This is a genomic window from Marinovum sp. 2_MG-2023 (genome assembly GCF_030548265.1).
In the GTDB taxonomy this organism is placed as follows: Bacteria; Pseudomonadota; Alphaproteobacteria; order Rhodobacterales; family Rhodobacteraceae; genus Marinovum.
This window is the reverse complement of sequence record NZ_JAUOSD010000002.1, coordinates 74,800-97,706: the sequence shown is the minus strand read 5'-3', so window position 1 is coordinate 97,706 and position 22,907 is coordinate 74,800. Positions and strand designations below refer to the sequence as shown.

Genomic DNA, 22,907 nt, shown 5'->3' with positions numbered 1-22,907 from the left:
TTAGATTGCCATCGGCCCGATCCGGTTGCGGATTTCGCGCAGCACGGAATAGACAGTCGAAACCGACGTCTTGGCATTGCTGGTCGACGGCAGATTTTCGATCCGCATGGAATATTGGGCCAATGGCGATTTGACCTGATATTCATGCACGTTGCCGGGGGCCTTTGGATCGGCAACAAGGTCCACTTTGGTGGCCTCGAAACCGGCCCCGGCCAGGGCAAGGGTCGCTGCAACATTGGCGTTCTTGGGAAATTGCGTCGCCGCCTGTCGCGCCGTTCCGGTAAAGAATACCGTCGCTTCGGTGAGCGTGTCCAACGCCAGCGTGTCTTCTGCCGGCGTGCCGACCCAGGCCGCCGGGGGTTTTGTGCCGCGATAGTGCACTTCCAACTCACCCGCAGGGCCAAGCGCCGCCAAAAGATCAATGCCGCCCACCGCCCCCGCGGGCAGGATCAGCCGGGCACCACCCTCGCGGGCGGCGGCAAGCAGGCTGTCATGCAGCACAGTGTCGACCAAAGCGCCGATTGAAACCTGCACGACGTCGATCCCATTGCGCAGCAGATCGGGCGCAAAGGCCCGCACCGCCGCATGGCCGGCACATTCCACCACCAGATCCGGCTTGCACTGCAACAGCGCCGGCAGATCGGTGCATATTCTGCGCATCGGCGCGAGATCGCGAAACAGGTCATCCATCCTGGCCTGTGCCGCCGGGGCTTTTTCAGGCAGAACCAGAACGCTTATCGCGTCCAGCGGGGCGTCCAGTTCTGCCGCCAGCTGCGTCAGCAGGGTGGTGGCAATATTGCCAAATCCGATCAGCGCCAGTCTCATGGTTCAGTCCTTGTTCCCGGCGGCACCGGCGGGCGGGCCGGAAAAGGCCTCGGCGAAGGGGCCAATGACGCACATGTCGACTTCGATCACCTGTGGGCCATCCGCCGCCAGTGCCGTGTCCAGCACCGCGCCAAAGGCTTCGACATCAGTGACCTTGTGGTGCGGCATGTTGATGGATCGGCAGAATGTTTCGAACTCGGGCACCGCGACCTGCGAATAATGCCGGCGGCTGTCGTATTGCGCATCCTGGATGTTCTGGATCACGCCATAGGCCTGATCGTTCATCAGCACATAGACCAGCGGCGCGCGTTCATCGACGGCGGTGATCATTTCGGCCAGACCCAGCATGGTGCCGCCATCGCCGAGAAGTGTGATCGCCTTTGGTCCGGTTGACGCCAGCGCAGCCCCGATGCCCATCGACACCCCCTGACCAATGCCACCGCCAAGTGCATGCACCCCGTGGCGCGGATCGGCAATCCGCACATAGCGGTTGCCAAAGGTCGAGTTCGAGATTGTCACATCGCGCACCCAGACATGCCCATCCCGGCTGACCCGTTCGGCCAGCGCGTCGGCGACAACGCTGTACGGGCCCAGCAGATCGCGCATCCGCCCCTCTGACAGGGCCTTGCTGCGGGCGATGTCAAACGGCAGATCCGGATCGGTGTCCAGTTTTGCGGGCAGCAGATCCAAAAGGCGGGTCAGGGTGTCGGCCGCGTCACCATGGGCAAAGATTTCCACCCCGTAATTGCGTCCGCCCTGGCTGGCCTCGGCGTCGATCTGGATCAGCGGGCGGGGCAGGGGCAGCTTGTTGTTGCGGGTTTCATTGCCCCGCAACCGCGATCCCACCACAATCATCAGATCGCAAGTGGCATAAAGCTCTGCCGCTTCGGGCGTCATGTTGAAAGCACCCAGCGAGCCGCTTTCTTCTTCGGACACCACAGCGCGGCCATTGGTCGATGTGACAACACCAAAACCCCGGCGCATCAGCTCGGTGGCCTGTTCACGCGCGCCGCGCGCACCGCCCCCCAGCCAAAGCATGGGGCGTTTGGCCTGTTTTACCAATTCGGCGATCTCTTCGACGGCGCTGTCGGTTGCACGTGGCGTTTGTGGCAGCGGTGCATGTACGCGCGCGGCGGGATGCGCGGGCGAGCGTTGGACATCGACCGGGATTTCAAGACTGACAGGGCCGGTGGGGGCGGATACCGCCGCCGAGACCGCCGCCGTCAGCGTGCCAATGGCGCCATTGGCATCCCACATCCGATAAACGGCCTTGGACACCCCGCGCAGCATCTCTGGCTGGCGCGGCACGTCATGGATCGCCGCACGGTCGCGGTCGGCAAATTCCCGGTCGACCTGGGTGGTCAGGTGCAGCACCGGCGATCCGGCGGTCAACGCTTCGGCCTGGGCGCCCGCGGCATTGCCCGCTGCCGTCCCGGTCGAGGTCATGCACACGCCCAGCTGTCCGGTGACACGGGCATAGGCATCCGCCATGTTCATGGCCCCGGCTTCGCCCCTTGCGGGAACAAATCTGATCCGGCCCTGGCGGGCGACGGCGTCCAGGATCGGCATGTTGTGGATCGAGATGACACCAAAAATGGTGGTCACGCCGATATCGGCCAAATAGCGGGCGACAAAATCGCCGACGGTGCCGGTCTTTGCAATCGGTTCCATTTTCATCTCTTCTTCCTCAGATGGATCGTGACAGGCCGCCGGAGACTTCCAGCTGTGCCCCGGTGATGTAGCTGGCCGCACGCGACCCCAGAAAGGCGATTGCGGCGGCGGCTTCTTCCGGGGCGCCCAGGCGACCAAGCGGAATGCCCTTTGATTGCGCCAGATTGCCGTACCATTCTGCGCGGCTCTGGTTTTGTTCCTTGCGGTCTGCAAATCGCCGGGTCCATTGGCCGGATTCCACCAATCCGATAAGGATCGAATTGACCCGCACATCTGGGGCGACTTCTTTTGATAGCGATTTCAGCAGGTTCTGCACCCCGGCACGGGCCGACGCGGTGCAGACCATATGCGGCTCGGGCTGAAGCGCGAGAAGCGAGTTCACCGCCACAACCGCGCCCTGCGCCTCTTTCAGCATTGGCAGAAACGCCCGAAGCGGGTGGATCTGGCTGAACAGCTTCAGCTCGTATTCCGCTTTCCAGTCTTCATCGGTGGTATCGGCAAAGGTGGACACACGCCCCTGGCCCGCATTGTTGACCAGCAGATCACAGCGCCCGAAAGTATCCCGAACCTCGGCGGCGAAATCATGGACGGCATCGCGGTCCAGAACCGACAGGGCCCGCGCCAGAACCCGGTCTTCGCCGTAGTCGCGTTTCAGCACTGCGGCCACGTCCATCAACCGGCCTTCGGTCCGGGCGCAAAGCGCAACTTTTGCACCCTCGTTCAGCAGAGTCCGCACAGTGGCCAATCCGATACCCGAAGACCCCCCCGTGATCACCGCCACGCTGTCGTTGTATTTGTAATCCATCAGTCCAACTTCCCATTGCTGCGCAATTCCGGGAATCCCGGATCGGGTCGGCCTTGCATTACGGCGCGCTGCGCCGGTGTGGGTGGGCCTGCTGTCATCCAGCGATCCATGTTTTCGGGGTTGTCGCGCGACCAGACCTGGGCCTCGTGGGTGGCTTCGTCGATCTGTTGCAGTTCAGAGGTGAATTCGATCACGAACCCCGAGGGCGACACAAAATAGGCAAAAGGATTGTCGCCCGGTCCGTGACGTCCCGGCCCCCAGGTCGCGACATGGCCCTTTTGCTTCATCCGGCCAATGCCACGCATGAATTCGTCGAGCGTCGGCATTTCAAAGGCCACATGATTGACGCTGGCGTAATTTCCACGCACCAGGGCAATCGAATGATGGTCGGAATTGCAGCGCAAGAAGACCATTTGATCGGCGGAATAATCCGACACCCGAAACCCAAGCACCTCTTCGTACCAGGTTTGCCGGGCATCAATATCGGGTGTGTTCAACACCACATGGCTTACCTTGCGCGGTTTGGCCCATTCCTGGGCCTCGTCCTGTTGCAGCGCATCGCAGCGGAACCGCAGGCGGCGATCATCCGGGTCGAGGATTTCGAAACCGTATCCGCCGGCGAAATCATCGAATTCACCCAGCGGGCGAACCACCTCTGCGCCTTTGGTCACGACCTGATCATGCAATGCCTGCATGCTGGCGCGGTCGGGCATGGCAAAATGCACATATTCGATGCCAAAGACAGGACCGTCCTTCAGACCATACAAAAATGCCTCGGATCCGGTGCCGCGAAGATAGGCTTCGCCATCGGAATTATGCGCAAGGGTCAATCCCCACATGTCTTCATAGAACGGCAGGGTGGCGGTCAGCCCGGGGCCGCGCATCACGATGCCCCGCAAACTGCCTACGCGAATGGTATCCGTCATTTCATGGCCTCCATTTGCCCGGATTGCGGGCGTCCTCGATCAGGTGCGCCATTGCGGTGGCAAAACCTTTGGGATCCTGTTGATAAAGTGCGTGCCCGGCGGCGGGCAGCTGCGTGTAACGGCCGCGCCAGTCCGGGCGAAGCGCCGCATGCACGCGGGCCGCGCCGTCCGGCGGGGTAATGCGGTCACCTTCGCCGACAATCACATCGGTCCGCAGGCACAACCGCTGGGCATCGTCCAGCAAACGACCCGAGGCCAGCATCCGCGCTGCCTGGCCATAGCCGGGCATCTGAACCTGTTCCATGCTGCGGCGCACACCCGCCACCAGATCGGGGTTTGCACCCGGTTCAAACACCAACCGATCGGCGCGGGCGGCTGCGAAATCCTTGGCGCCCATGGTGGTCAGATCGTCGATCCGGGCTTGTGCCGCGGGGCTGAGCGCGCCACCGCGTGCCATGCCATGTCCCAGTGCGGGCGAGGCCAGAAGCAGCCGCGACACCCGCTCGCGGTAGGTTGTGGCAAATGCGGCAGCCACAAGCGTGCCCAGCGAATGCCCGGCAAGCAGGACATCCTGCAAATTCAGCCGGTCAAACAGACCTGCCAAGGCTTCGGCATAGTCGGATGCAACCGGCCAGTTGTCGGGCAAAGGCTCAGATCGGCCATAGCCCGGCGCATTCCAGATCACCACACGCCAGTCGGCGGGCAACTGGGGCAGGAGCGGCGCAAAGGACGCGGCGTTCGAGCCGATGCCATGCAGCAGTACCACGACCGGTCCGTCACCGCTGCGCTCGGCATATTCAACACCGTCAGAGAGATATGTCTGCAATTCGCCCATCACGCGAACACAAAGCCGTTGTTGACCGGCAGCACCTGCCCGGTCAGCGTCAATGCGCCGGGGCTGGTCAGAAAGGCCACGGTTTCGGTCACATTTCCGGGCGCTTGCGGGCCGGGAACGGCGCTGCCATCGGCATAGAGCACATGCCGTGCCGCGGGCACATATTCTGTCGATTCCGTGGTCAGGATGCCGGGCGCGACGGCGGTCACCCCGATCTGATCGGGGCCCAGCTCCCGCGCCAGCGACCGGGTCATGGAAATCACCGCCCCTTTGGATGCGACATAGGACATCAGGTTCGGCGCGCCCCAGATCGCGGTGTCCGAGGCCAGATTGACAATCCGCCCAGAGCCGGAGGCGCGCAGCAATGGCGCCATCGCCCGGATCATCAACCACGTGCCGCGCACATTGACGCGCTGCACCAGATCCCAGCTGTCAATTTCGATCTGTTCAAAGGGGATGCCGCCGATCCCGGTGGCGATTGCGCCGTTGTTGACCAGCCCATGCACGGTGCCGCCCGCCAGATCCTGAACCGCTGCGCCAAAGTCGGCAATGGATTGCGGTTCTGCCAGGTCGACCGGAAGGAAGTCGGCCTGCAATCTGTCGGCTGTGGCGCGGCCCTCGTCTGCAAGGATATCGCCAAGGATAAGACGGGCCCCATGCGCCGCCAGCGTGGTTGCGATTTCGGCCCCAAGCCCGCGGGCGGCACCGGTGATGACGATGGTACGACCGGTCAACATCAGTGTTCCGCCTTTGGAAGATAGTGCAGCACCCGGTTTTCGACCCGCACCAAAACGGAATAGAGCAGAAAGCCGATCACAGTGAGCAGGACGATGGAGATAAACACCATGGCCGCATTGGCCTGTCCGCCGCCATAAGAAATCAGAAAGCCCAACCCGGTGTTGCCGCCAACCAGTTCGCCAACCGTCACGCCGATCACGGCAAGGGTCGAGGCGATGCGCAGACCGGCCATCAAATTCGGGAGTGTCGAAGGCATCTCGACCTTCATGAACACGCCCCAACGCGACAGGTTGTAGGCCCGTGCCAGATTGACCAGATCGCGGTCCACGGTGCGCATGGCCTGAAGCACATTGACCAGCACCGGGAAGAACACGATCAGAACCGTGACCAGCAATTTCGGGATCGAATTATAACCGAACCACATGATGAAAAGCGGCGCAAAAGCAACCTTGGGCGCGATCTGCAACGCCAGAATATAAGGCGACAGAACCTTTTCCCAGAATTCCGACATGCCCAGCAAATAGCCGATGGCGGCCCCGAGGGCGCTGCCGATGGCAAAGCCCAAAACCGTATAGAGCGCAGTCGACAGCGTATGCTGGAGCAGCCCCTCTTGTGCCCACATCCGCTTGGCTTCGATCAGACAATCGGTCAGGGTCGGAATGATGAATTTCGGGACATCAAGTGCCGTCGGAAGATACTCCCATGCCAGCAGAAACAGCGCCAGAATGGCAAAGCTCGCGAGCATCGCGGGATTGAGAGAGCGCATCGGAGAAATCCTCGGCTTTGCGGTTGCGGGGCCTGGAGGTGCCACTGCGGCACCTCCGACTGCGTGTGTGCTGTCGGTCACTTGACGAAGTCATTGGTGTAGAGATCTTCGACCGGTACGGCGGTGCGCACGATGCCGTTGTCGACATAGAACGACTGAACCTCCTTGATGCGGACCGGATCAAAGCTGCCCAATGGTTGGCCGGGTGCCGCCGGATAGACCAGTTCGGAATAGGACCGCAGGATGCCTTCGATCATGGCCTCCTTGCCGGTGTGTTGCGACATGGTTGCGACATAATCGGCGGCGGCGGTTTTGGGGTCGGCCTGAATGTCCTTGACCGCCTGCAAGATCGCGCCGACAAAGCCCGCGATCATTTCCGGGCGCTCTGCGATGGTTTCGTCCGAGGCAAAGATCGCCTGGGCCATGGCCGGAAATACGGTGTCCACGGGCATTTGATCCATATCGACACCGGCGCCTTCGATGGCGGCAATCCATTCCGGCACACCGGAAATCGCATCCAGGTTTCCGGCAATCGACAGTTGAATGATGCCACCCGATCCGACGGCCTGAATATCCACGTCGGATTTGTTCAGCCCGACAGAGGCCAGCACACCCAACAGGTTGTAATAGGTTGTATCCTGAAACGACAGAACGCCGATTGATTTGCCTTTCAGATCCTCTGGCCCGGTGATACCGCTGTCCGTGCGCCATGCGATCTGGGTCAAACCGCGCCCGCCAAGCAAGGCAACGCCGCGAATTTCAAGGCCGTTGGCGCGCACGACGATGGGCGTGTCCCCAATGCCGCCGCCCAATTCGGCGTTGCCGACCGCAACCTGGGTTGCCACATCCGCACCGCCCTTGCCGACGCGAAATGTCACGTCCAGGCCCGCATCTTCGAAATAACCTTTGGATTTTGCCAGCTGAAACGGGGCAAAGGCGGGCAGAAAGTCGGGCGCAGGAAAGAGATAGGTGATTTCTTCGGCGGCCTGTGCGGCGACGCCGGAAACGGCGATGACAGCGGCGGTGAGGGTTGTTTTAAGGACGTGTTTCATGTGGGTTTCCTGTTGGTTGTGCCGTCTCATGCGGCTTGGCTTTCCAGTTTCAGATGTTTGAAGATTTGGGCGGAATAATCGGCCACTTCGGGCATGACCCGTCGTTTGAGCGGCGATTCACGATGCGGCAGATCCACTTTGATCTCTGCGACGATGGTGCCGGGACGTTCGGACAGCACCAGCACCCGATCCGACATCAACACCGCTTCGGACAGATCATGGGTGATCAGCAGGGTGGTCTTGCCGGTCTCTTTGATGGTGGCGCCAAAGCTGTCCTGAATGATCAGCTTGGTCTGCGCATCCAGCGCCGAAAAAGGCTCGTCGAGCAGGATGATTTCGGGGTCGATGGCCAGCGTGCGGGCCAGGGCCGCGCGTTGGCGCATGCCGCCGGACAGCTGATAGGGGTAATGGTCGCCAAATCCGTCAAGCTGGCAATGTTTCAGCTCCTGAATGGCGCGTTTGCGACGATCCGCGCGCGAAACGCCCCGCGCCTCAAGACCGAATTCGATGTTCGCCAGGATCGACCTCCAGGGCAGCAGCAGGTCTTTTTGCAGCATGAACCCGACTTCGGCGTTGGGGCCGGTCACGGTGCGGTTGCTGACCCGCACCTCGCCCTCGGTCGGTTGATAGAGGCCCGCTGTCATGCTGAGCAGGGTGGATTTGCCACAGCCCGACGGCCCGACGACGGACACGAACTCTCCCTCCTGGACCTGAAAGCTGACATCACGAATGGCGGTCAGCGTGCGGTCCGCTGACACGAACTCTTTTGTGACGTTGCGAAATTCAAGTGCCATGCCAGGTCTCCTTCATGTGGCCGATCAGGGGCCGGGCGAGGTCGCCCAAGGGGTGTTTGAATGTTCAAACGTGCAATAGTTCTATATTGAACGTAGTGTTCACATAATAGATTGCCGATTGCGACCGCAGCTGTCAAGCCGTATCGCCGAGAGCGGAATTCACGGGCGTTTGAACGCCCATCTTTTGATCGCTCGGGCGTGGCGGGCGCCGGACTTGACAGGGCGCAACCGGCTCATCAGAATAGATTTTGAACATGAAGTTCATTTATGAACACATAGGAGAGTCTGAGATGCCGTTGAAAATTGCTGTTGCCGGAGGCGGCGTTGGGGGAATGGCGGCTGCCATTGCTCTTCAGAATCAGGGCCATGCGGTCACGGTTTTCGAACAGGCGCGGGCCTTTGGACGAATCGGTGCTGACGTCAACCTGACGCCCAATGCCGTTCACGCATTGGATGGCTTGGGCATTGGCGACCGGCTGCGCGCCACCGCCGCACGGCCGGAATTTCGCATTTCCCGCACCTGGGACAGCGGCGAGGAAACCTCGCGCCTGCCGATGAGCGCCGCCGCAGAAGAAAAATACGGCGCGCCGCAATTGACCATTCATCGCGCCGATCTTCTGGCTGCGCTGGAAAGCGCGCTTTTGCCGGATACCTTGATCTTTGGCCGCCGCGTCGCGGATGTTTGCCAGTCTGACGATGGTGCGACGCTGATCTTTGCCGATGACAGCCGCGAAGATTTCGATCTTGTCATCGGGGCGGACGGCATCCATTCGGCAATCCGCTATGCGTTATACGGTGCGGATGATCCGCAATTCACTGGCCTTGTGTCGTATCGCGGGGTCTTCGCGCGCGAGGATGCGCCGGATCTGCCCAATCTCGACAGTTTTACCAAATGGTGGGGACCGACATCGGATTTGCAGATCGTGACCTTCCCGCTCAATCGCGGCAAGGAGATCTTTGTTTTTGCCACCACAGGTCAAAAGGATTGGACAGAAGAGGGTTGGACCCTGCCGGGCGACATCGACGCGCTGCGCGACATTTACAAGGATTTCCACCCAGAGGCCCGCGCCCTGCTGATGGCCTGTCGCGACGTGACCCGATCCGCCCTGCATGTGCGGGCGCCGATGCCGCGCTGGTCCGAGGGGCGGGTGGTTCTGCTTGGGGATGCGGCACATCCGATGGTGCCGTTCATGGCGCAAGGCGCATGTATGGCATCAGAGGATGCCGTGGTTCTGGGCTGCGCGTTGGACGGTGTGGACCCTGCCGGATTGCCCGCCGCGCTGGAACGATTTGCCGACATCCGACGGCCCCGCACAACGCGGGTTCAGGAAGGCTCGCTTGCCAATGACTGGCTCAAAAAAGGTGGCAATGCCGATTGGGTCTATGGGTATGATGCGTGGGGAGCGGTGAAAGCCGCAGCCGCATAACCGCCATTACCCGTCCCGCCACCCCAGCAAATGCGACAGGCGCTCGGCGGCTTGCACCACCTCGGTCCGAAGGGCGTCAGATACCTGGGTTGAGGGCGGGGCGGACGTCATTCGGGTCAGGTTGATGGCGGCAACCACCGCGTTTGTCATATCGCGGACCGGTGCCGCGATCGAGGCCATGCCGGCCTCGAACTCGCCGACCTGAATGATGGTGTCGCGGCCGCGATCGCCCTGCCATTGTTTCAGCAAGGCCGCCTGACTGCGCGGGCTGCGCCCCGGCGCGCGGCTGAAATCTTCGTCTCGGTAGAGTTTGATCAAAGCCTCCTCGCTCAGATCCGCCAACAGGGCACGGCCCATGGTTGTTGCCGCCGCGGGCAACCGGCTGCCGACATGCACGATACTGTTCAATCCGCTTAACGCCGGCAGGCGCAGCATATACAGCACGCTGCTGCCTTCGCGCACCGCCAGATGCGCGGACCAGCCACTGTCGTCGCGCAGCTTTTCCAAAACCGGCAGGGCGATTTCGACCAATTCGCGGGTGGCCAGATACCCGTGACCCAGCCGCAAGACCGCCGGGCCAAGGGCGTAACGCTCTTCCCGCTGGTCCTGAAGCAGAAATCCAAGACTGGCCAGGGTATAGACCGACCGAAAAGCGGCGGATCGGCTGACCCCCAGATGGCGGGCAATATCCGACAGCGACAGGCTTGGCTGTTCAGGTGTAAATGCCTGCAACACATCCAACCCCCGGATCAGACCCGGAACAAGATATCTGTCATCCGATTCGGCCATGATGCCCCGCACAGCGTTTTGCCAGTAAAACGATCAATACTGCGGATGCCCCCGGTTTGCTAGTTTCGTGGCATCACTTTCAGCCGCATGAGGACAACATGAACGTACAAACGCCCCCCACACCGACCAAAACCGCAACCCTGGCCGAAGAGCTCAAGTCGTATACTGGCCGCTTTACCGACAAGACGTTTGATTGGGATGCCTTCCCCTCCAACCGTGGTTTTGCCGATCTGGCCCGTGCCCAGATGCGCTATATCGGTTCTGGCGGGTCACCCAAGGCTGGCGATACCTCGACGCTGAAACCCGACAATTTCACGGTTTCGCTGATCTACAAGGAACCCGGCAAATACGCCGCCTGTCATAGCCATGAGATCGAGGAAAGCTTCCTGATCATTGATGGCGCATTGATTGTGGGTTGGGAAAAAGATGGTGAAGTGGTGGAGGTCAACCTAGGCCCCAAGGACATGATCCTGAACGCCCGTGAAATCGGGCATGGTTTTCGTGTCGATGGGGTAGAGCCGGTGATGATGTCGATCTCGGTCGATGTGGGCAAACCGCTGCCGCCGGTCTATCACTATCACCCCAAGGAACATGCGCCCGAACTGGCCCGTAGTTTTGGTGCCGCGCCGGGCAAGACGCTGAAATTTGATCCAGAGGGCGATCACCCGCTGCAAAAACTGATGGCGCAATATGTCGTGCGCCACACCGAATTGCCGACGATCTGGGAAGATGCCGGGTTCACCCGCAAGGTCTATGTCGGCGAAGGCGGTATCAATCACGACACATGCCGCAAAGAGATGTGGGGCGTGCCATCGGGCGTGGCGTTGAAGCCATTTTCGCGCAGCGTCGAAGATGCCTTTATGGTGCTGGAAGGATCGCTGATCGTGGGTTGGGAAAAGGACGGCGAAACCAGCGAAGTCGAACTTGGCCCGCGCGATCTGGTCAAGACCCCGGCCGGTACAGCCCATTGGATTCGCAACAATTCCGCCGCGCCAGCGACGGTCTGGCATGTGATGGGCACAGCCGAAGATGATGGTGTGGTCTATCAGGCGGCCTGACGCCCGGCGGCCCGTTGCGGTTTCTGCGGCGGGCCACCCACCAAATTGCTGAACCTGCCCGCAACCGGGGGCAGGGGCCTACATCTGATCCGACGCCCAGCCACGATACCCAAGCGCCTCGGACAGATCCCGCGCCGTGGATTTCAGAACAACTTCGATTTGGTCCAGCTTGCCGCTTTCGGGGCTGAATTCGCTGGCGTGGCCGGTCACATTGATCGCCCCGGCCGGAGATCCAAGGTGATCATACACCACCACAGCCGCTGATCCGATACCCGGCTCGAAATTGGCTTCGCTCCAGGCGATGCCATTGTCGCGGTCACGCTCTATTTGCGCTTCAAGCGCCTCTAATGTGGTCTGGGTTTTTTCCGTAAAGGAATCCAGTGTCTTGCCACCGTACAATTGCCGCAGGATCACCCTGGGCTGCTGTGCCAGCAATATTCTACCAATTGTCGTGGCATGGGCGGGCAGCCGCGTGCCTTCCCGGACATTGCTGGCCAAATGCGAATTCGGGGTTTCGCGCAGCAGGTAGACGATTTCGCGTCCGTCCAGAATGCCCAGATGGGCCGAGAGCTGAAGTTCGTCCACCAATCGGCGCAAAAACGGTCTGGCCACCTGCATGATGGATCGATCATTCAACGCCTCTGACGCCAAAGAAATCAACCCCGTGCCCAGCCGATAGCCGGCATCTTCGTCGACAAGTTCAATCATGGCTTCGGATTCAAGCGTGGCCAGAAGGCGTATCAATGTGGTCCGGTTGATCCCCAAGGATTTTGCGGCCTTGGTGATGTTACGGCAGCGATTGCCAGCCGCAATATACCGCATCACCGCAATGGCACGCACCACTGGCGGAACGGAATATTCCGTCTTCTTGTCGTCGCCCGAACCCTCAGGAGCCATAATCAGCCCTTCATTCTTGAACATTTTACTCTAATGTGAACACATTACAAAGAGGGCAAGACCGTTGCAACATAGCCATGTGCGCGGAAGCGCCAAAACCATTTGTTTTGTCGGGATTGGCGGTTGCGACCGCTTGGATCGGGCAGCTGCCTGCGTGGAATGACCGACACATCCCGCCCGCCGGGCGTCGGCGTCAGTCCTGTAGCGCCTGAGAAAAGGAATCCACCAGCGGCGCGACGAGGTAATTGGCAAAGGTGGTTTCGCGCACGGCAACCATCAGGACAATTGGCATGTCTTCCGACAGGGCGCCGATGCCAAAGTTCTTTTCAAAGTCTTCAAGCGAATGATCTGCCGCCACGGCAAGGCCCTCGAACTCTACCGGGTTTCCCTGGTCGTCGGATTTTGCCCGTGGTGAAATGGCGGTGATTTGCACATCAATGCGCGGCATCTTGCGTTGCGGCAGGCTGGAGATGACCAATCGGGCCTGCATTCCCGGGCGCACCTGGTCAATGTAATCAACCGGTATCCCAAACGACAGCCGCGCGTTTTTCAACGGGCGCGACAATGTCAGAAGCGTGTCGCCGCGCGCGGCAAACATGCCTTTGGCTTCGATCGGAATGCTGGACACCACACCCGAAATCGGAGCTCGCACTTCGGATCGTCTGATCCTTTCGCCCGCGTCAAGAATGGCCCGCTCAAGCTCATCCAACCGCGTCAAATTGCGTTGCCGGGTGGCGGCAAGTTCATAGTCGAGGGCAAGCGCCTCTTCGTCGATCTGTTTCAACGTCTGGGCGGCCTTGTTCTCCAGCTCGAGAATTGAGGCCTTGTCGGTTTCGATCTCGCCTTTGACAATCAGGATCTGTTCCTGCAAACGCTCGTTTTCGTTCTGCGCAAGCAGCCCCTTTTGCCGCAATTCGGTGTGCCGCGCGTATCGGGCGACCATCAGGGCCAATTGGGCCTCGGTCAAGGCGACCTTGGTGTTCAACGTATCAATCTGTCGTCCCAAAATCGCGGCAGTTTCCCGCTGGGTGCGGGCCTTCAGCTCCAACTGTTGTTTCCGAAGTCCAAAGGGGGATGCCATTTTGGGCCCGTCAACGCGGGGCTGTGTGCCCTCGCGTCGCGCGAGCAGTTCGTCAATGGCCGCATTCTCATCCTGAATACGGCGGCGCTCAGACAGGCGGGTGGCATGGGTTGCCTGCTCAAGCGAGGTGTCGAGCCGGACAAGCAATTGACCGGCCTCGACCGTTGCGTGATGTTCGACCAAGACTTCGTCAACCAACCCGCCATAGGGATGCTGCAGCGCCAATGTCGGCTCGGACGACCCGATCGTCCCATGCAGGGAAATCGTGGTGGCGAGCGGGGCGGTCACAGCCCAGATCACAAACAGGATCAGAAACCCGCCGACACCCAGCGTTGCAATGACCAGCGGGCGACGAACCGTAGACGGGAGCGCATTTGAAGAGCGGCTCATGATACTTTTCTTTTGATTGCCGGGGTCTGATCGCACCCCTCGACCGACAGGACGACCTGAAACCGCGTGGCCGCATCATCACAGGCAACCTCGACCCTGTCACTTATGTCCATGACCCTGGTGATCCGCGCCATGTCCGCAGAAAGGCCGGTTTTCCCCCGATCCCGTGCCGCGGTCAGGATCTTGACCTTTTCGTCCAAATCCGTTGCGACGGGTTGGGTCATGACGATCTGACAGCTGGTGTCGTTCATGAATCTGAACGCAAATTTCGCATAGAGCAGCGTGTCCGGCGGCGTGTGATCACAGCCGATCTGCAACAGCTCGCTGCACAGGATCTGTGCTTTTTGCGAAAATTCCTGATCCGTTGCGCGGGTGAAATGGGAGGCGACCCAATCGCGCGCATCGGGGGCCGATGTGGCCAGCAACGGAATATCAATCTGACGCCCACCGATCCCCAGCCGATGCATCACATCGCGCCGGTTGCCAAAGTCGGACATGCGACCGTTGTCGAGGTGCAGGATCTTGTCCGCCAGTTGCAGGATGCCGGATCGGTGCACGACCATCACGATTGTCGTTCCCTGTTGTTTCAGGCGGTGCAGCGTCTGGCCAAGCGCCCGTTCCCCGTCGGCATCCAGCAGGGCGTTGGGTTCATCCAGAAACAGGTATCGCGGCGCCGTATAGATCGCCCGCGCAAGCGCGACCCGCTGGGCCTGGCCCGCCGACAGAAGATGCGGCTGGGCCTCTAGATCCGTTTCGAAACTGTTCGGCAGTGCGGAAATCAGGCCGTGCACGCCTGCGGTCTTGGCCGCGTTGATGATGCGGTCGGATTCTCTGTGCACATCAAAGTAGCTGATGTTTTCCGCGATTGTGCCTTGGGTGACGCGACCCAATTGCGGAAGATACCCCACCATCTGGTGCAGGGCTTCTGCGCTCAGGCCGCGAATTTCGCTTTCGTCCAGAAACACGGAGCCGATTGGCGACGGTTCGATCCCCGCCAGCGCTCGCAACAATGTCGATTTCCCCGACCCTGAATTGCCGACAATCGCCAGACATTCCCCCGGTTTCAATGCCAGGCTGACGCGGTCCAGCCGGGGGCGTGCGCCGCCGCCCCTCGGGACGATCAGACCCTCTGCCCGCAACGCGCCGGAAGGGGTCTGTGGTTGGGTCTGGGCTGCGTTTTGGCCCGCCTCGATCTTTGTCAGGGCAAAATAATCCGCAAGGGCGGACCGGATCCGGGGGAAATGCGTCAGGCTTTGCTCTATCGACATATAGGCCTTGGAGGTGATGATCGACCCGGCGATCATTCCGCCCGCGCTCATCAGTTCCATCGTCACCAACCAGGCCCCCAGCGCAAGCGCCGCAATCTGACCAGAGTTGCGCACCAGGCCGGTCAATGCGCTGCCCGAGGTGCGTGTCAGTTCGACCCGGTCCAGATGCGCGTGCCGCAGTTTTTGAATTTCAGCAAACCGATGCCGCAGGTTCTGGGCGACAATCGCCATGCCCAGGCTGGCGCGAAGCTGTTCGGCGCGGCTCAGGGTTTTGGTTTCCATTCGGGCACAGGCCGCGGCCTGAGTTTCCGAAGGCTGGCTGAGCGTCTGGGCAAGAGAGGTGCTGACCATGAAGACAGTTGCCATAACCGTCAGCAAGATCAGGAAGGCAGGATGCAACAGCCAAAGCGCCAGCAGGAAAATCGGCAACCATGGCAGGCTGAGCGCCGCCACGGCGCTTGGGCTGCCCAGAAATTTGGAAAACCCTGCGGTTTGTTCGACAAGTTGTTGCTGGTCCGGTCCGTCCGTTTTCCCGTCCTGACGGAGAACCAGCGCAGTGCCCAATTGTTCGCACCACCGCGACAGCCGCGCAAGCGACAGGTCCCTGGCCGCTTCGACCAGGGCCTGTAGTCCAAGAGCGGCGAGCGCAAGCCCGCCGATCAGAAGCAAGGTTGCCATGTTGCCGCTGGGGATCACACGATCCAGAAGCTGCATCATGAACAACGGGCTGATCAGAATTGCCAGATTGCTGATCAGGCTCAGGCACAGCAATGGCGGAACGACACGGCTGACCAGGGGAAAGTCGTTTCCTTGCATTTGTGTCGTCTCCGCTTGCGTGGTCACAGGATGAAGTTGCTTTCGTCAAGGTCGTCGGCCTTGACGGATTTGATCAGAAGCGTGTCACCCTCTTTGCCGCCGCTCAGCCCGCTGAGGTCGATCTCGGTGGCCCAGCCCTTGTCCACCATCACGGTTTCCAGGTCGGAATATTCCAGCCCATAGGCCGACAGGTCGATCTGATCGTGGCCGGCCTCGAAATCGTGGATCATGTCCCGGCCACTGCCCCCCGAGACGACAAAGGTGTCGGAAGACCCGTCTTTCGACCAATTGCCGCCCCACATGTGGTCATTGCCTTCGCCGCCGGTGATCGTGTCAGACCCGATGCCGCCGACAATCTTGTCGTTCCCCGCGCCGCCGTCGATCTTGTCATTGCCGGAGCCCGCATTTAGGTAATCGCGGCCCGCGTTGCCGGACAGGTCGTCATCACCGTCCTGCCCTATCAGGCTGTCGTTGCCGATGCCGCCGGACATCTGGTCGTCGCCGGTGCCGCCTCTCAATTTGTCATCGCCGCTGTCGCCGGACATTTCGTCGTCGCCGGAACCACCGTGCAGCGTATCGTTGCCCGCATTGCCGAACATCTGATCGTCGCCGTCGCCGCCCCGCAGTTTGTCGTTGCCGCCGGTATCCGCGGCAAGTTCGGGACTGCGGATCAAAACCGCGGCACTGGCATCGACCTCTGAAAACGCATCCATCGACCGGGGATCGACCGCCCCGTCGTTTGATCCGGTTGCCTCGGCTTCGGCCATGAATTCGGTATAGGCCTGACCAGTTTGCCAATCCACATTGACCTTGTAAATGCCGCCTTGGGCTCCGGTTGATGCATCAAGGTCATGGTCGCCACGGTTCAACCCGTAATAAAGGTTACCGTCGCCATCGAGGAAAACCGCGCCATAGGCGCCTTTGGCCATGCCGCTTTCCATCGTGTCGCCGTACAGCGTGCCGGTGATTTCGACCGAATTCACCACCGGGTCGCCGCCGTTTGCAACATCGCTGATGTCGATCTGGTAAACCTTGCCCGCGCCGCCGTTTGTCGACGGCGACATCACGGAATAAAACATGCCATCAGTCGCGTTATAGGAAATGTCGCACATGTTGCCATGAAACATGCCATCCGGCAGGTCGATATGGGTGACCACCGGATTGCCATTGGCATCAAGATTGTCGACGTCGATCACCTTGACCTCATTCAGGCTTGCGTTGAAGGCCCAGAGGTTGCCGCTGTCGTCGAAATCGCCGGTATAGCTGCCGGTTCCGGCCTCGCCGATGCGATAGGTCGACCCAGAGGCATCGATCATCACCAGATCCTGGGCACTGACCGCGTTGCCCAAGGCATCCGTGCCGCCGCTCTTGGCGACGCCATAGATCAGGTCGTCTTCCTGATTGAAACCGATGGAATTGATCTTGAACCCGGGATCGTCGCCGACATTGGTATATTCGCTGGCGGCGGTGTCAAAAACCTTTAGCTGACCATCGACCACCTGATACAGTTTGGCCTGACCGGCAACAAAGGCATCCACCGCAACAGGTTCGCCGCCAATGATCATTTCCTTGTCATAGCTGAGGATCGTACCCGGATTTTCCGCAGGCTCCGGGTCGACCGTGCGGAAGGTCAATTCACCGTTTTCGCCCGTGCCGGTCACCTGGACCTCATGGGTTTGATAGACGCCGGAGTCGACCGAAACGGTATCGACGACCTCGCCGTTCCACAGCACCTCGATCTCGCCGGTTGTGTGACCAGCGGCAAGGTTGGCCGCGACCTCAAAGGAAACCGTGTATTCCTGACCCGCCTCTGTTCCCGCTGACTGAGAGATCGCCGACGTGCCATCGACGTCGTCGGTCATGGTCCATCCGCCCTTTTCGGCCAATTGCGACATGGTCTGCAGACCGTCGAGCGCGCCGCCAAGCAGATTGTTGCCCGCTGCGTCGCCAAAAATGACGTCATCGCCGCCTCCGGCGTTTACCGTATCATTGCCCTGACCCCCTTCGGCATAATCGTCGCCGCGTTCAAGGTTCAGAAGGTCGTGACCATCGTCACCAAAGGCGCGATCGTTCCCCCGGCCTGCGTTGACAGTGTCGTCTCCTGCCCCGGCAAGCAGGGTGTCTTCACCGCCGTTCCCAAGCAGCACATCGTTGCCGGCCCCGGTCCTGATCAGGTCGTTGAACGACCGGATGTCGCCAAGGTCGCTGACAACCACCGCATCCGGGTTATAGACCCATTCCCCGTTCACATAGTTCCATTCATTGCCGACCATGTCCCCGGCGGCCAGATCGTTGCCTTGCCCGGTGCTGATCGTGTCGTCACCGGCATGGCCGTTGGCCCTGTCGACCTCTGCCAGGTTTTCTGAAAGGGAATTGGAACCGCCGTTCGAAAACCCGTCTGTAATTGCATCGTTGTTAGTCGTACCAACAAATGTATTGTCGTGTTCACTCACCATATTTCACTACTCCCAGACAAAATACTCATGCAGGGATGCAGGACATTCGCTAAATAAAGTCTAACCTCAGGCCCGTCTTGCGACAGAACCTGCGGGGATTTTAGTGTTAATTTTGCCTATTGCCGGAACCTTTTCGCAACCAGCCCCGCCCGCACCGTCATTGTCGCATGGCGGCGTCAATCAAGGGCGCGCCAATCATTGGCCGCGCCCTTTGGTGTCGTTGTGATCATCGTGCCGTGTCAGACCCCTGCGCGGGAACATGTGACGTCAATCACCCGTAATTCCGGGTTCAGATGTCGCGCGCCGGCGTTACACAGTGCAATTTGGTGCATTTGCGCATGCCGATTTCGTCGATCGTTGGCAGGCTGGTTCTTGCGGCCAGGGCCATGGCTTCTTCGACTGTGGCGACCTCGCCGCCTGCGCCCAGAATTTGCGAGATGACAGCGCCGCCACCGCCCGCAATCCGAACAAGTTGCAGAACAGATCCAAGATGCGACAACACGTTGTTTGATGAACGCGCGGTGTCATCATCGGCCCCGATGGCAATCGGAAAGATATGCCCCGGTGATACGATGTCGTCCGGCCCCGCGTTTGGTGCGGTCGCGGTGCGGATTGTGTGGGCCCGCTCGGCTGCGGAAATGCCGGTTGTGATCCCGTCCCGCGCCTCGATAGAAACCGCCTGACCCCAGCCGATATTTCGGTGGCGCACCGGCTGCATGGGAATGCCCAGACGATCAATCGCCTCTGCGCTGAGCACAAGGCTGACAAGGCCTCTGGCGTGCGTGGCCATATCGTTGATGGCGCTTGCACTGACATTGCGGGCCGCACAGAACATCAGAGCCTGATCCGTGGCTGGATCAAGGAAAATGGCCAGCCCCCCGGATTTCAGATGCGGCAGCAGGGTGGCATTCGGCCCGGCGACATAGGTCGACGGGAACCGGTCTGGCAAAAGCGATGTCACAGGCATGTGTTGATCTCGATTTGATGGAATTGACGGGCGGCATAGATGCTCGCCTTGTCATCTTCTGACATGGAAATTTGCCGGATCACGCCAAGCAGGATGCTGTGCGAGCCGACGACCTTGGTGTCGACGACATCGCAATCAAAGGCCACCAGCGCATCCACAAGCATGGGGGCGCCGGTCACACCAACCGACCAATCCGCAGCGGCGAACCGCTCTTCCGTCGGGGTCTTGCCGCCAAAGAGCATGGCCAGATCTTCATGGCGCGGCCCCAGCGTATTGACGCAGAGTCGCCCGTTTTCACGAAAGGATTGACCAACCGAGCTGGTGTTGTTGACACAGACCAGAAGCGTCGGTGGTGTGTCGCAGACGCTGCACACCGCCGTTGCCGTGAACCCCGCGCGCCCGGCGCTGCCATCGGTGGTGATGACATTGACCGCGCCGGCAAATCGGGCCATGCCCGCGCGAAACTGATCCTTGGTGACCGCGGGGAATGTGTCTATTTTCTGTTTTGTCATTGAAATGGCCATTGGCATTAGTCCTGTAACAGGTTTTCGCGCAGGGTCGGCCCGGCATAGGACGTCCGATAGCGCCCACGGCGTTGCAGTTCGGGCACCACGTGATCCACGAATTCTTCGAAACAACCCGGGGTATAGGTCGCAGCCAGCATGAAGCCGTCGGCGCCGCCTTCGTCCATGTAGATTTCCATCTGGTCGGCGATGTCGGACGCCGTACCGATCAGCACCGGCATGCCCATGCCCTGGGCATAGATCAGCGCGGCTTCGCGCACGGTGACCGGCAGTTCGCCCTTGGGATCCTTGGCGTAGATGATCGATTCAAACAGACCCTGAATTCCCGGAACCTCCAGATTCCGCACGTTTTCATCCAGATCCATTTTTGAAAAATCGAGCCCGAAGTGCCCCGACATCCAGGCCAGCGCGCCCTCCAGCGGGATGCAGGACACGATGCGTTCATATTTCGCCTGTGCCTCTTCGCGGGTGGCGGCCACAACCGTCTGGACCCCATAGATCAGCTTCATGCTGCCGTCGGGGCGGTTGAACTTGCGGGCGCGTGCCTGAAGATCGTCGGCATATTCGCGCATGCGCTCGACGCTGGGATGCACGGCAAAGACGGCCTCGGCGGTTTCAGCGGCAAAATCGCGCCCGCGCGGTGACGAGCCGGCCTGCCAGAACACCGGGCGGCCCTGCGGTGAGGGCGAGCAGAAATGGCGGCCCTTGCATTTGAAGTATTTGCCGTCGTGGTCGATCACCTTGACCTTGTCCGGGTCGGCATAAACCCCGCTTTCCTTGTCCGCGATCACCGCATCCGGTTCCCAGGAATCCCACAGCTCGCAGCAGAGCTTCACGTATTCGTCCATCCGGTCATAACGTTCGTTGCGCGGGGTCATGTCCTCATGCCCGTAGGCGTCCCATTCGCTTTTGGAATAAGAGCTGACGATGTTCCACGCGACGCGCCCGGCAGACAGGTGGTCGAGGCTCGAAAGCAGGCGGCACATCGCATAGGGATGGGTGAACATGGTCGACAGGGTCACGCCAATGCCCAGATTCTTGGTCGCAGCGGCAACAATTGGCACGATGGTCGAAGGTTCATGTGTCGGGCATTGCACCGCATATTTGATGGTCGCATCAGAGCTGCCATCATAGGTGTTATAAGGCGCCAGTTCGTCGGCAATGAACATGGCGTCAAACAGGCCGCGCTCCATCGTGCGGCCCATCTGTTGCCAATAATCCGGGCGCGAGAAGTGATAGCCGATCTTGTCGGTCGGGTTGCGCCACATGCCGGTGGCGTGGCTGTTGACACCATGTTGCACGAAACCGAGGAGGTGAGCTTTTTTCTTGGACAAGGTAGTCTCTTTCATTCTTGGAGTGTTGGGGCCCGGCGGGGGCCGGACCGTTGGGTTGCATCGAAGAGGGTCAGGGAAGGGCGGCGACGGGTTCCGGCGATGTGTCGCGGATTGGGTCGACGACCCGGGACATGAAAACAGGGATATCGGCGGCGGGGTTGTCGAACTGGCACAGCACACGATCCACGCCCAGGGATCGAAGCTGGCGCAGCCGCGCCTGTAGCGTTGCGTAATCGCCCACCAGACCGGCGGCGAAACCGGCATTGGAATCGACCATTTCGGCATCGCTGAGGTTGGCCCAGCTTGTCGCGCCGGATTGCTGCATGATGGTGCGGAACTCTGCGATGGACCGGGTATCGCGGCGCGCGATCAGGCGCTCCACCCGCGCCTGTGCCGCGCTGTTGGTCGGTTCGGCGATCACATGGGCATTGATGGCGATGGTCGCCTTGCGCCCGGTGGCAGCCTCGGCCTTGCGCAGGGTTGCGATCTGATGTGCCAGGGCGGCGTCATCCATGCCATTGAGGAACAGACATTCCCCGGCCTCAGCCGCCAATTGAACGGCGCGGGTCGAATGGCCCGCAATCCAGGCCTCGGGTCGGTGCGCCGGGTCAAGCCCGCACGCGCCGCTGTCGAACAGGGTGTGAAGCGCGGTCAAAAAGGCCTCGGCCCGGTCGTAACGCCCAGTATGGTCAAGCCAGTCCACACCGGCACGTTCAAATTCGGATTGCCACCAGCCGCAGACAATGCTGAGCGCAATGGGTCGTTTGGCCAGCGCCGAGACGGTATCGACCATCCGCGCGACCTGTATCGGGGATCGGAACCCCGGTTTGACCGCGCCGCACAGGTCAATGCGGGTCGTGGTGGCGGCGATGGCCGACAGCAGGGTCCAGGCGTCAATGACCGGGGCGTTTGCGCCGTGCACCGGGTTCAGCAGGTTTTCAGAGCAATAAAGAAAGTCGTAGCCACAGGAGTCCGCCAGCCGCGCGGTTTGCAGACAGGCGGACATGCTGGCCGTCGGCGAAATATCCAACGTGCGCAGCCACCCGCCATAGACCGGCAGCCATATCCCGATCTGCGGGGCCGCAGAGTCCGGGGCCGTGCCGGGGGCCGTGTCAGGCGCGGATGTTCCGCGCCTGACCGGGTTTTGATGGGATGCGGGTGTCATTGGGCCTCGCGCATCGGGGTGTCGAGGAAAAATGCCACGCCATTGGCCGCGGCACTGCCGATGGCCAGAAGCGGCCCAAGGTAGATAAAGACCGGCGCCACGCCGATCAGCGCGATGACCACGCTGGCGGCGACAACGGCAATGCCGAACATCCACCATTTTGCATTCAGGTCGCCGGATGTTTCGGTGTCGATTGTGTCATCATCAAAGGTCTTGAGCGCGCCGCGCACACCGCGCGTGTAGCCGGCCACAAACAGGACCGTCGCGACGATCCCGCAAACAATGAAGAATATCAGTAGGCTGGACATGGAATGGGCTCCTTG

General features: G+C 60.6%; 21 protein-coding genes. 2 read left to right on the top strand and 19 right to left on the bottom strand.

The window, feature by feature from the left end:
- The 9 genes from Q4577_RS03315 to Q4577_RS03275 all read right to left on the bottom strand — a co-directional run bounded on the left by Q4577_RS03315 (position 1) and on the right by Q4577_RS03275 (position 8,412).
- A complete protein-coding gene (locus Q4577_RS03315) occupies positions 1-825 on the bottom strand; it encodes an aspartate dehydrogenase (protein WP_303468724.1) in 825 nt (274 codons plus the stop codon).
- 3 nt (positions 826-828) lie between these two features.
- Positions 829-2,496 (bottom strand): thiamine pyrophosphate-binding protein, encoded by a 1,668-nt coding sequence (locus tag Q4577_RS03310; protein WP_303468726.1) that lies wholly within the window; start codon positions 2,494-2,496, stop codon positions 829-831.
- Between the two features lie 16 nt (positions 2,497-2,512).
- On the bottom strand, positions 2,513-3,301 hold the full coding sequence (locus Q4577_RS03305; protein WP_244689568.1) for an SDR family oxidoreductase: 789 nt from the start codon (positions 3,299-3,301) through the stop codon (positions 2,513-2,515).
- A complete protein-coding gene (locus Q4577_RS03300) occupies positions 3,301-4,227 on the bottom strand; it encodes a VOC family protein (protein WP_303468728.1) in 927 nt (308 codons plus the stop codon). The genes Q4577_RS03305 and Q4577_RS03300 overlap by 1 nt, the downstream gene beginning before the upstream one ends.
- A gap of 1 nt (position 4,228) precedes the next feature.
- Positions 4,229-5,053, bottom strand: a complete 825-nt coding sequence (locus Q4577_RS03295) for an alpha/beta fold hydrolase (protein WP_303468730.1) — start codon at positions 5,051-5,053, stop codon at positions 4,229-4,231.
- 8 nt (positions 5,054-5,061) lie between these two features.
- Entirely contained in the window at positions 5,062-5,799 is a 738-nt protein-coding gene (locus tag Q4577_RS03290) for an SDR family oxidoreductase (RefSeq protein WP_303468732.1), read from the bottom strand.
- Complete coding sequence (locus Q4577_RS03285; RefSeq protein WP_244689576.1) at positions 5,799-6,566, bottom strand: ABC transporter permease; 768 nt, start codon at positions 6,564-6,566, stop codon at positions 5,799-5,801. The genes Q4577_RS03290 and Q4577_RS03285 overlap by 1 nt, the downstream gene beginning before the upstream one ends.
- A gap of 77 nt (positions 6,567-6,643) precedes the next feature.
- The gene (locus tag Q4577_RS03280; RefSeq protein ID WP_303468734.1) at positions 6,644-7,618 is read right to left on the bottom strand and encodes an ABC transporter substrate-binding protein; all 975 of its coding nucleotides are present in this window, start codon (positions 7,616-7,618) and stop codon (positions 6,644-6,646) included.
- A 26-nt stretch (positions 7,619-7,644) separates the two neighbouring features.
- Complete coding sequence (locus tag Q4577_RS03275; protein ID WP_303468736.1) at positions 7,645-8,412, bottom strand: ABC transporter ATP-binding protein; 768 nt, start codon at positions 8,410-8,412, stop codon at positions 7,645-7,647.
- 290 nt (positions 8,413-8,702) lie between these two features.
- On the opposite strand from Q4577_RS03275, the gene Q4577_RS03270 reads away from it, so the two are divergent.
- Positions 8,703-9,839: an FAD-dependent monooxygenase gene (locus Q4577_RS03270; RefSeq protein WP_303468737.1), complete on the top strand. Its 1,137-nt coding sequence runs from the start codon at positions 8,703-8,705 to the stop codon at positions 9,837-9,839.
- Positions 9,840-9,845: 6 nt separating this feature from the next.
- On the opposite strand, the gene Q4577_RS03265 is transcribed toward Q4577_RS03270, so the two are convergent.
- A complete protein-coding gene (locus Q4577_RS03265) occupies positions 9,846-10,628 on the bottom strand; it encodes an IclR family transcriptional regulator (RefSeq protein ID WP_303468738.1) in 783 nt (260 codons plus the stop codon).
- A 98-nt stretch (positions 10,629-10,726) separates the two neighbouring features.
- On the opposite strand from Q4577_RS03265, the gene Q4577_RS03260 reads away from it, so the two are divergent.
- Positions 10,727-11,686: a cupin domain-containing protein gene (locus Q4577_RS03260; protein WP_303468739.1), complete on the top strand. Its 960-nt coding sequence runs from the start codon at positions 10,727-10,729 to the stop codon at positions 11,684-11,686.
- A 78-nt stretch (positions 11,687-11,764) separates the two neighbouring features.
- Here Q4577_RS03260 and Q4577_RS03255 read toward each other — a convergent pair whose 3' ends face one another.
- The 9 genes from Q4577_RS03255 to Q4577_RS03215 all read right to left on the bottom strand — a co-directional run bounded on the left by Q4577_RS03255 (position 11,765) and on the right by Q4577_RS03215 (position 22,892).
- Positions 11,765-12,583: an IclR family transcriptional regulator gene (locus Q4577_RS03255; protein WP_303468741.1), complete on the bottom strand. Its 819-nt coding sequence runs from the start codon at positions 12,581-12,583 to the stop codon at positions 11,765-11,767.
- Between the two features lie 193 nt (positions 12,584-12,776).
- The gene (locus Q4577_RS03250) at positions 12,777-14,054 is read right to left on the bottom strand and encodes an HlyD family efflux transporter periplasmic adaptor subunit (RefSeq protein ID WP_303468743.1); all 1,278 of its coding nucleotides are present in this window, start codon (positions 14,052-14,054) and stop codon (positions 12,777-12,779) included.
- Positions 14,051-16,138 carry an ATP-binding cassette domain-containing protein gene (locus tag Q4577_RS03245; RefSeq protein ID WP_303468744.1) on the bottom strand — a complete coding sequence of 696 codons (2,088 nt, stop codon included), beginning with the start codon at positions 16,136-16,138 and terminating at the stop codon, positions 14,051-14,053. The genes Q4577_RS03250 and Q4577_RS03245 overlap by 4 nt, the downstream gene beginning before the upstream one ends.
- Before the next feature lie 23 nt (positions 16,139-16,161).
- Positions 16,162-18,594: a calcium-binding protein gene (locus tag Q4577_RS03240; protein WP_303468745.1), complete on the bottom strand. Its 2,433-nt coding sequence runs from the start codon at positions 18,592-18,594 to the stop codon at positions 16,162-16,164.
- 289 nt (positions 18,595-18,883) lie between these two features.
- Complete coding sequence (locus tag Q4577_RS03235; RefSeq protein WP_303468747.1) at positions 18,884-19,561, bottom strand: 3,4-dihydroxy-2-butanone-4-phosphate synthase; 678 nt, start codon at positions 19,559-19,561, stop codon at positions 18,884-18,886.
- On the bottom strand, positions 19,552-20,073 hold the full coding sequence (locus tag Q4577_RS03230) for a flavin reductase (RefSeq protein ID WP_244689600.1): 522 nt from the start codon (positions 20,071-20,073) through the stop codon (positions 19,552-19,554). Before Q4577_RS03230 ends, Q4577_RS03235 begins: the two co-directional genes overlap by 10 nt.
- Positions 20,074-20,090: 17 nt before the next feature.
- Positions 20,091-21,419 carry an LLM class flavin-dependent oxidoreductase gene (locus Q4577_RS03225; protein ID WP_303468748.1) on the bottom strand — a complete coding sequence of 443 codons (1,329 nt, stop codon included), beginning with the start codon at positions 21,417-21,419 and terminating at the stop codon, positions 20,091-20,093.
- A 70-nt stretch (positions 21,420-21,489) separates the two neighbouring features.
- Positions 21,490-22,584 carry an LLM class flavin-dependent oxidoreductase gene (locus Q4577_RS03220; protein ID WP_303468749.1) on the bottom strand — a complete coding sequence of 365 codons (1,095 nt, stop codon included), beginning with the start codon at positions 22,582-22,584 and terminating at the stop codon, positions 21,490-21,492.
- Positions 22,581-22,892: a hypothetical protein gene (locus tag Q4577_RS03215; protein ID WP_244689606.1), complete on the bottom strand. Its 312-nt coding sequence runs from the start codon at positions 22,890-22,892 to the stop codon at positions 22,581-22,583. The genes Q4577_RS03220 and Q4577_RS03215 overlap by 4 nt, the downstream gene beginning before the upstream one ends.
- Between the last annotated feature and the right edge of the window lie 15 nt (positions 22,893-22,907).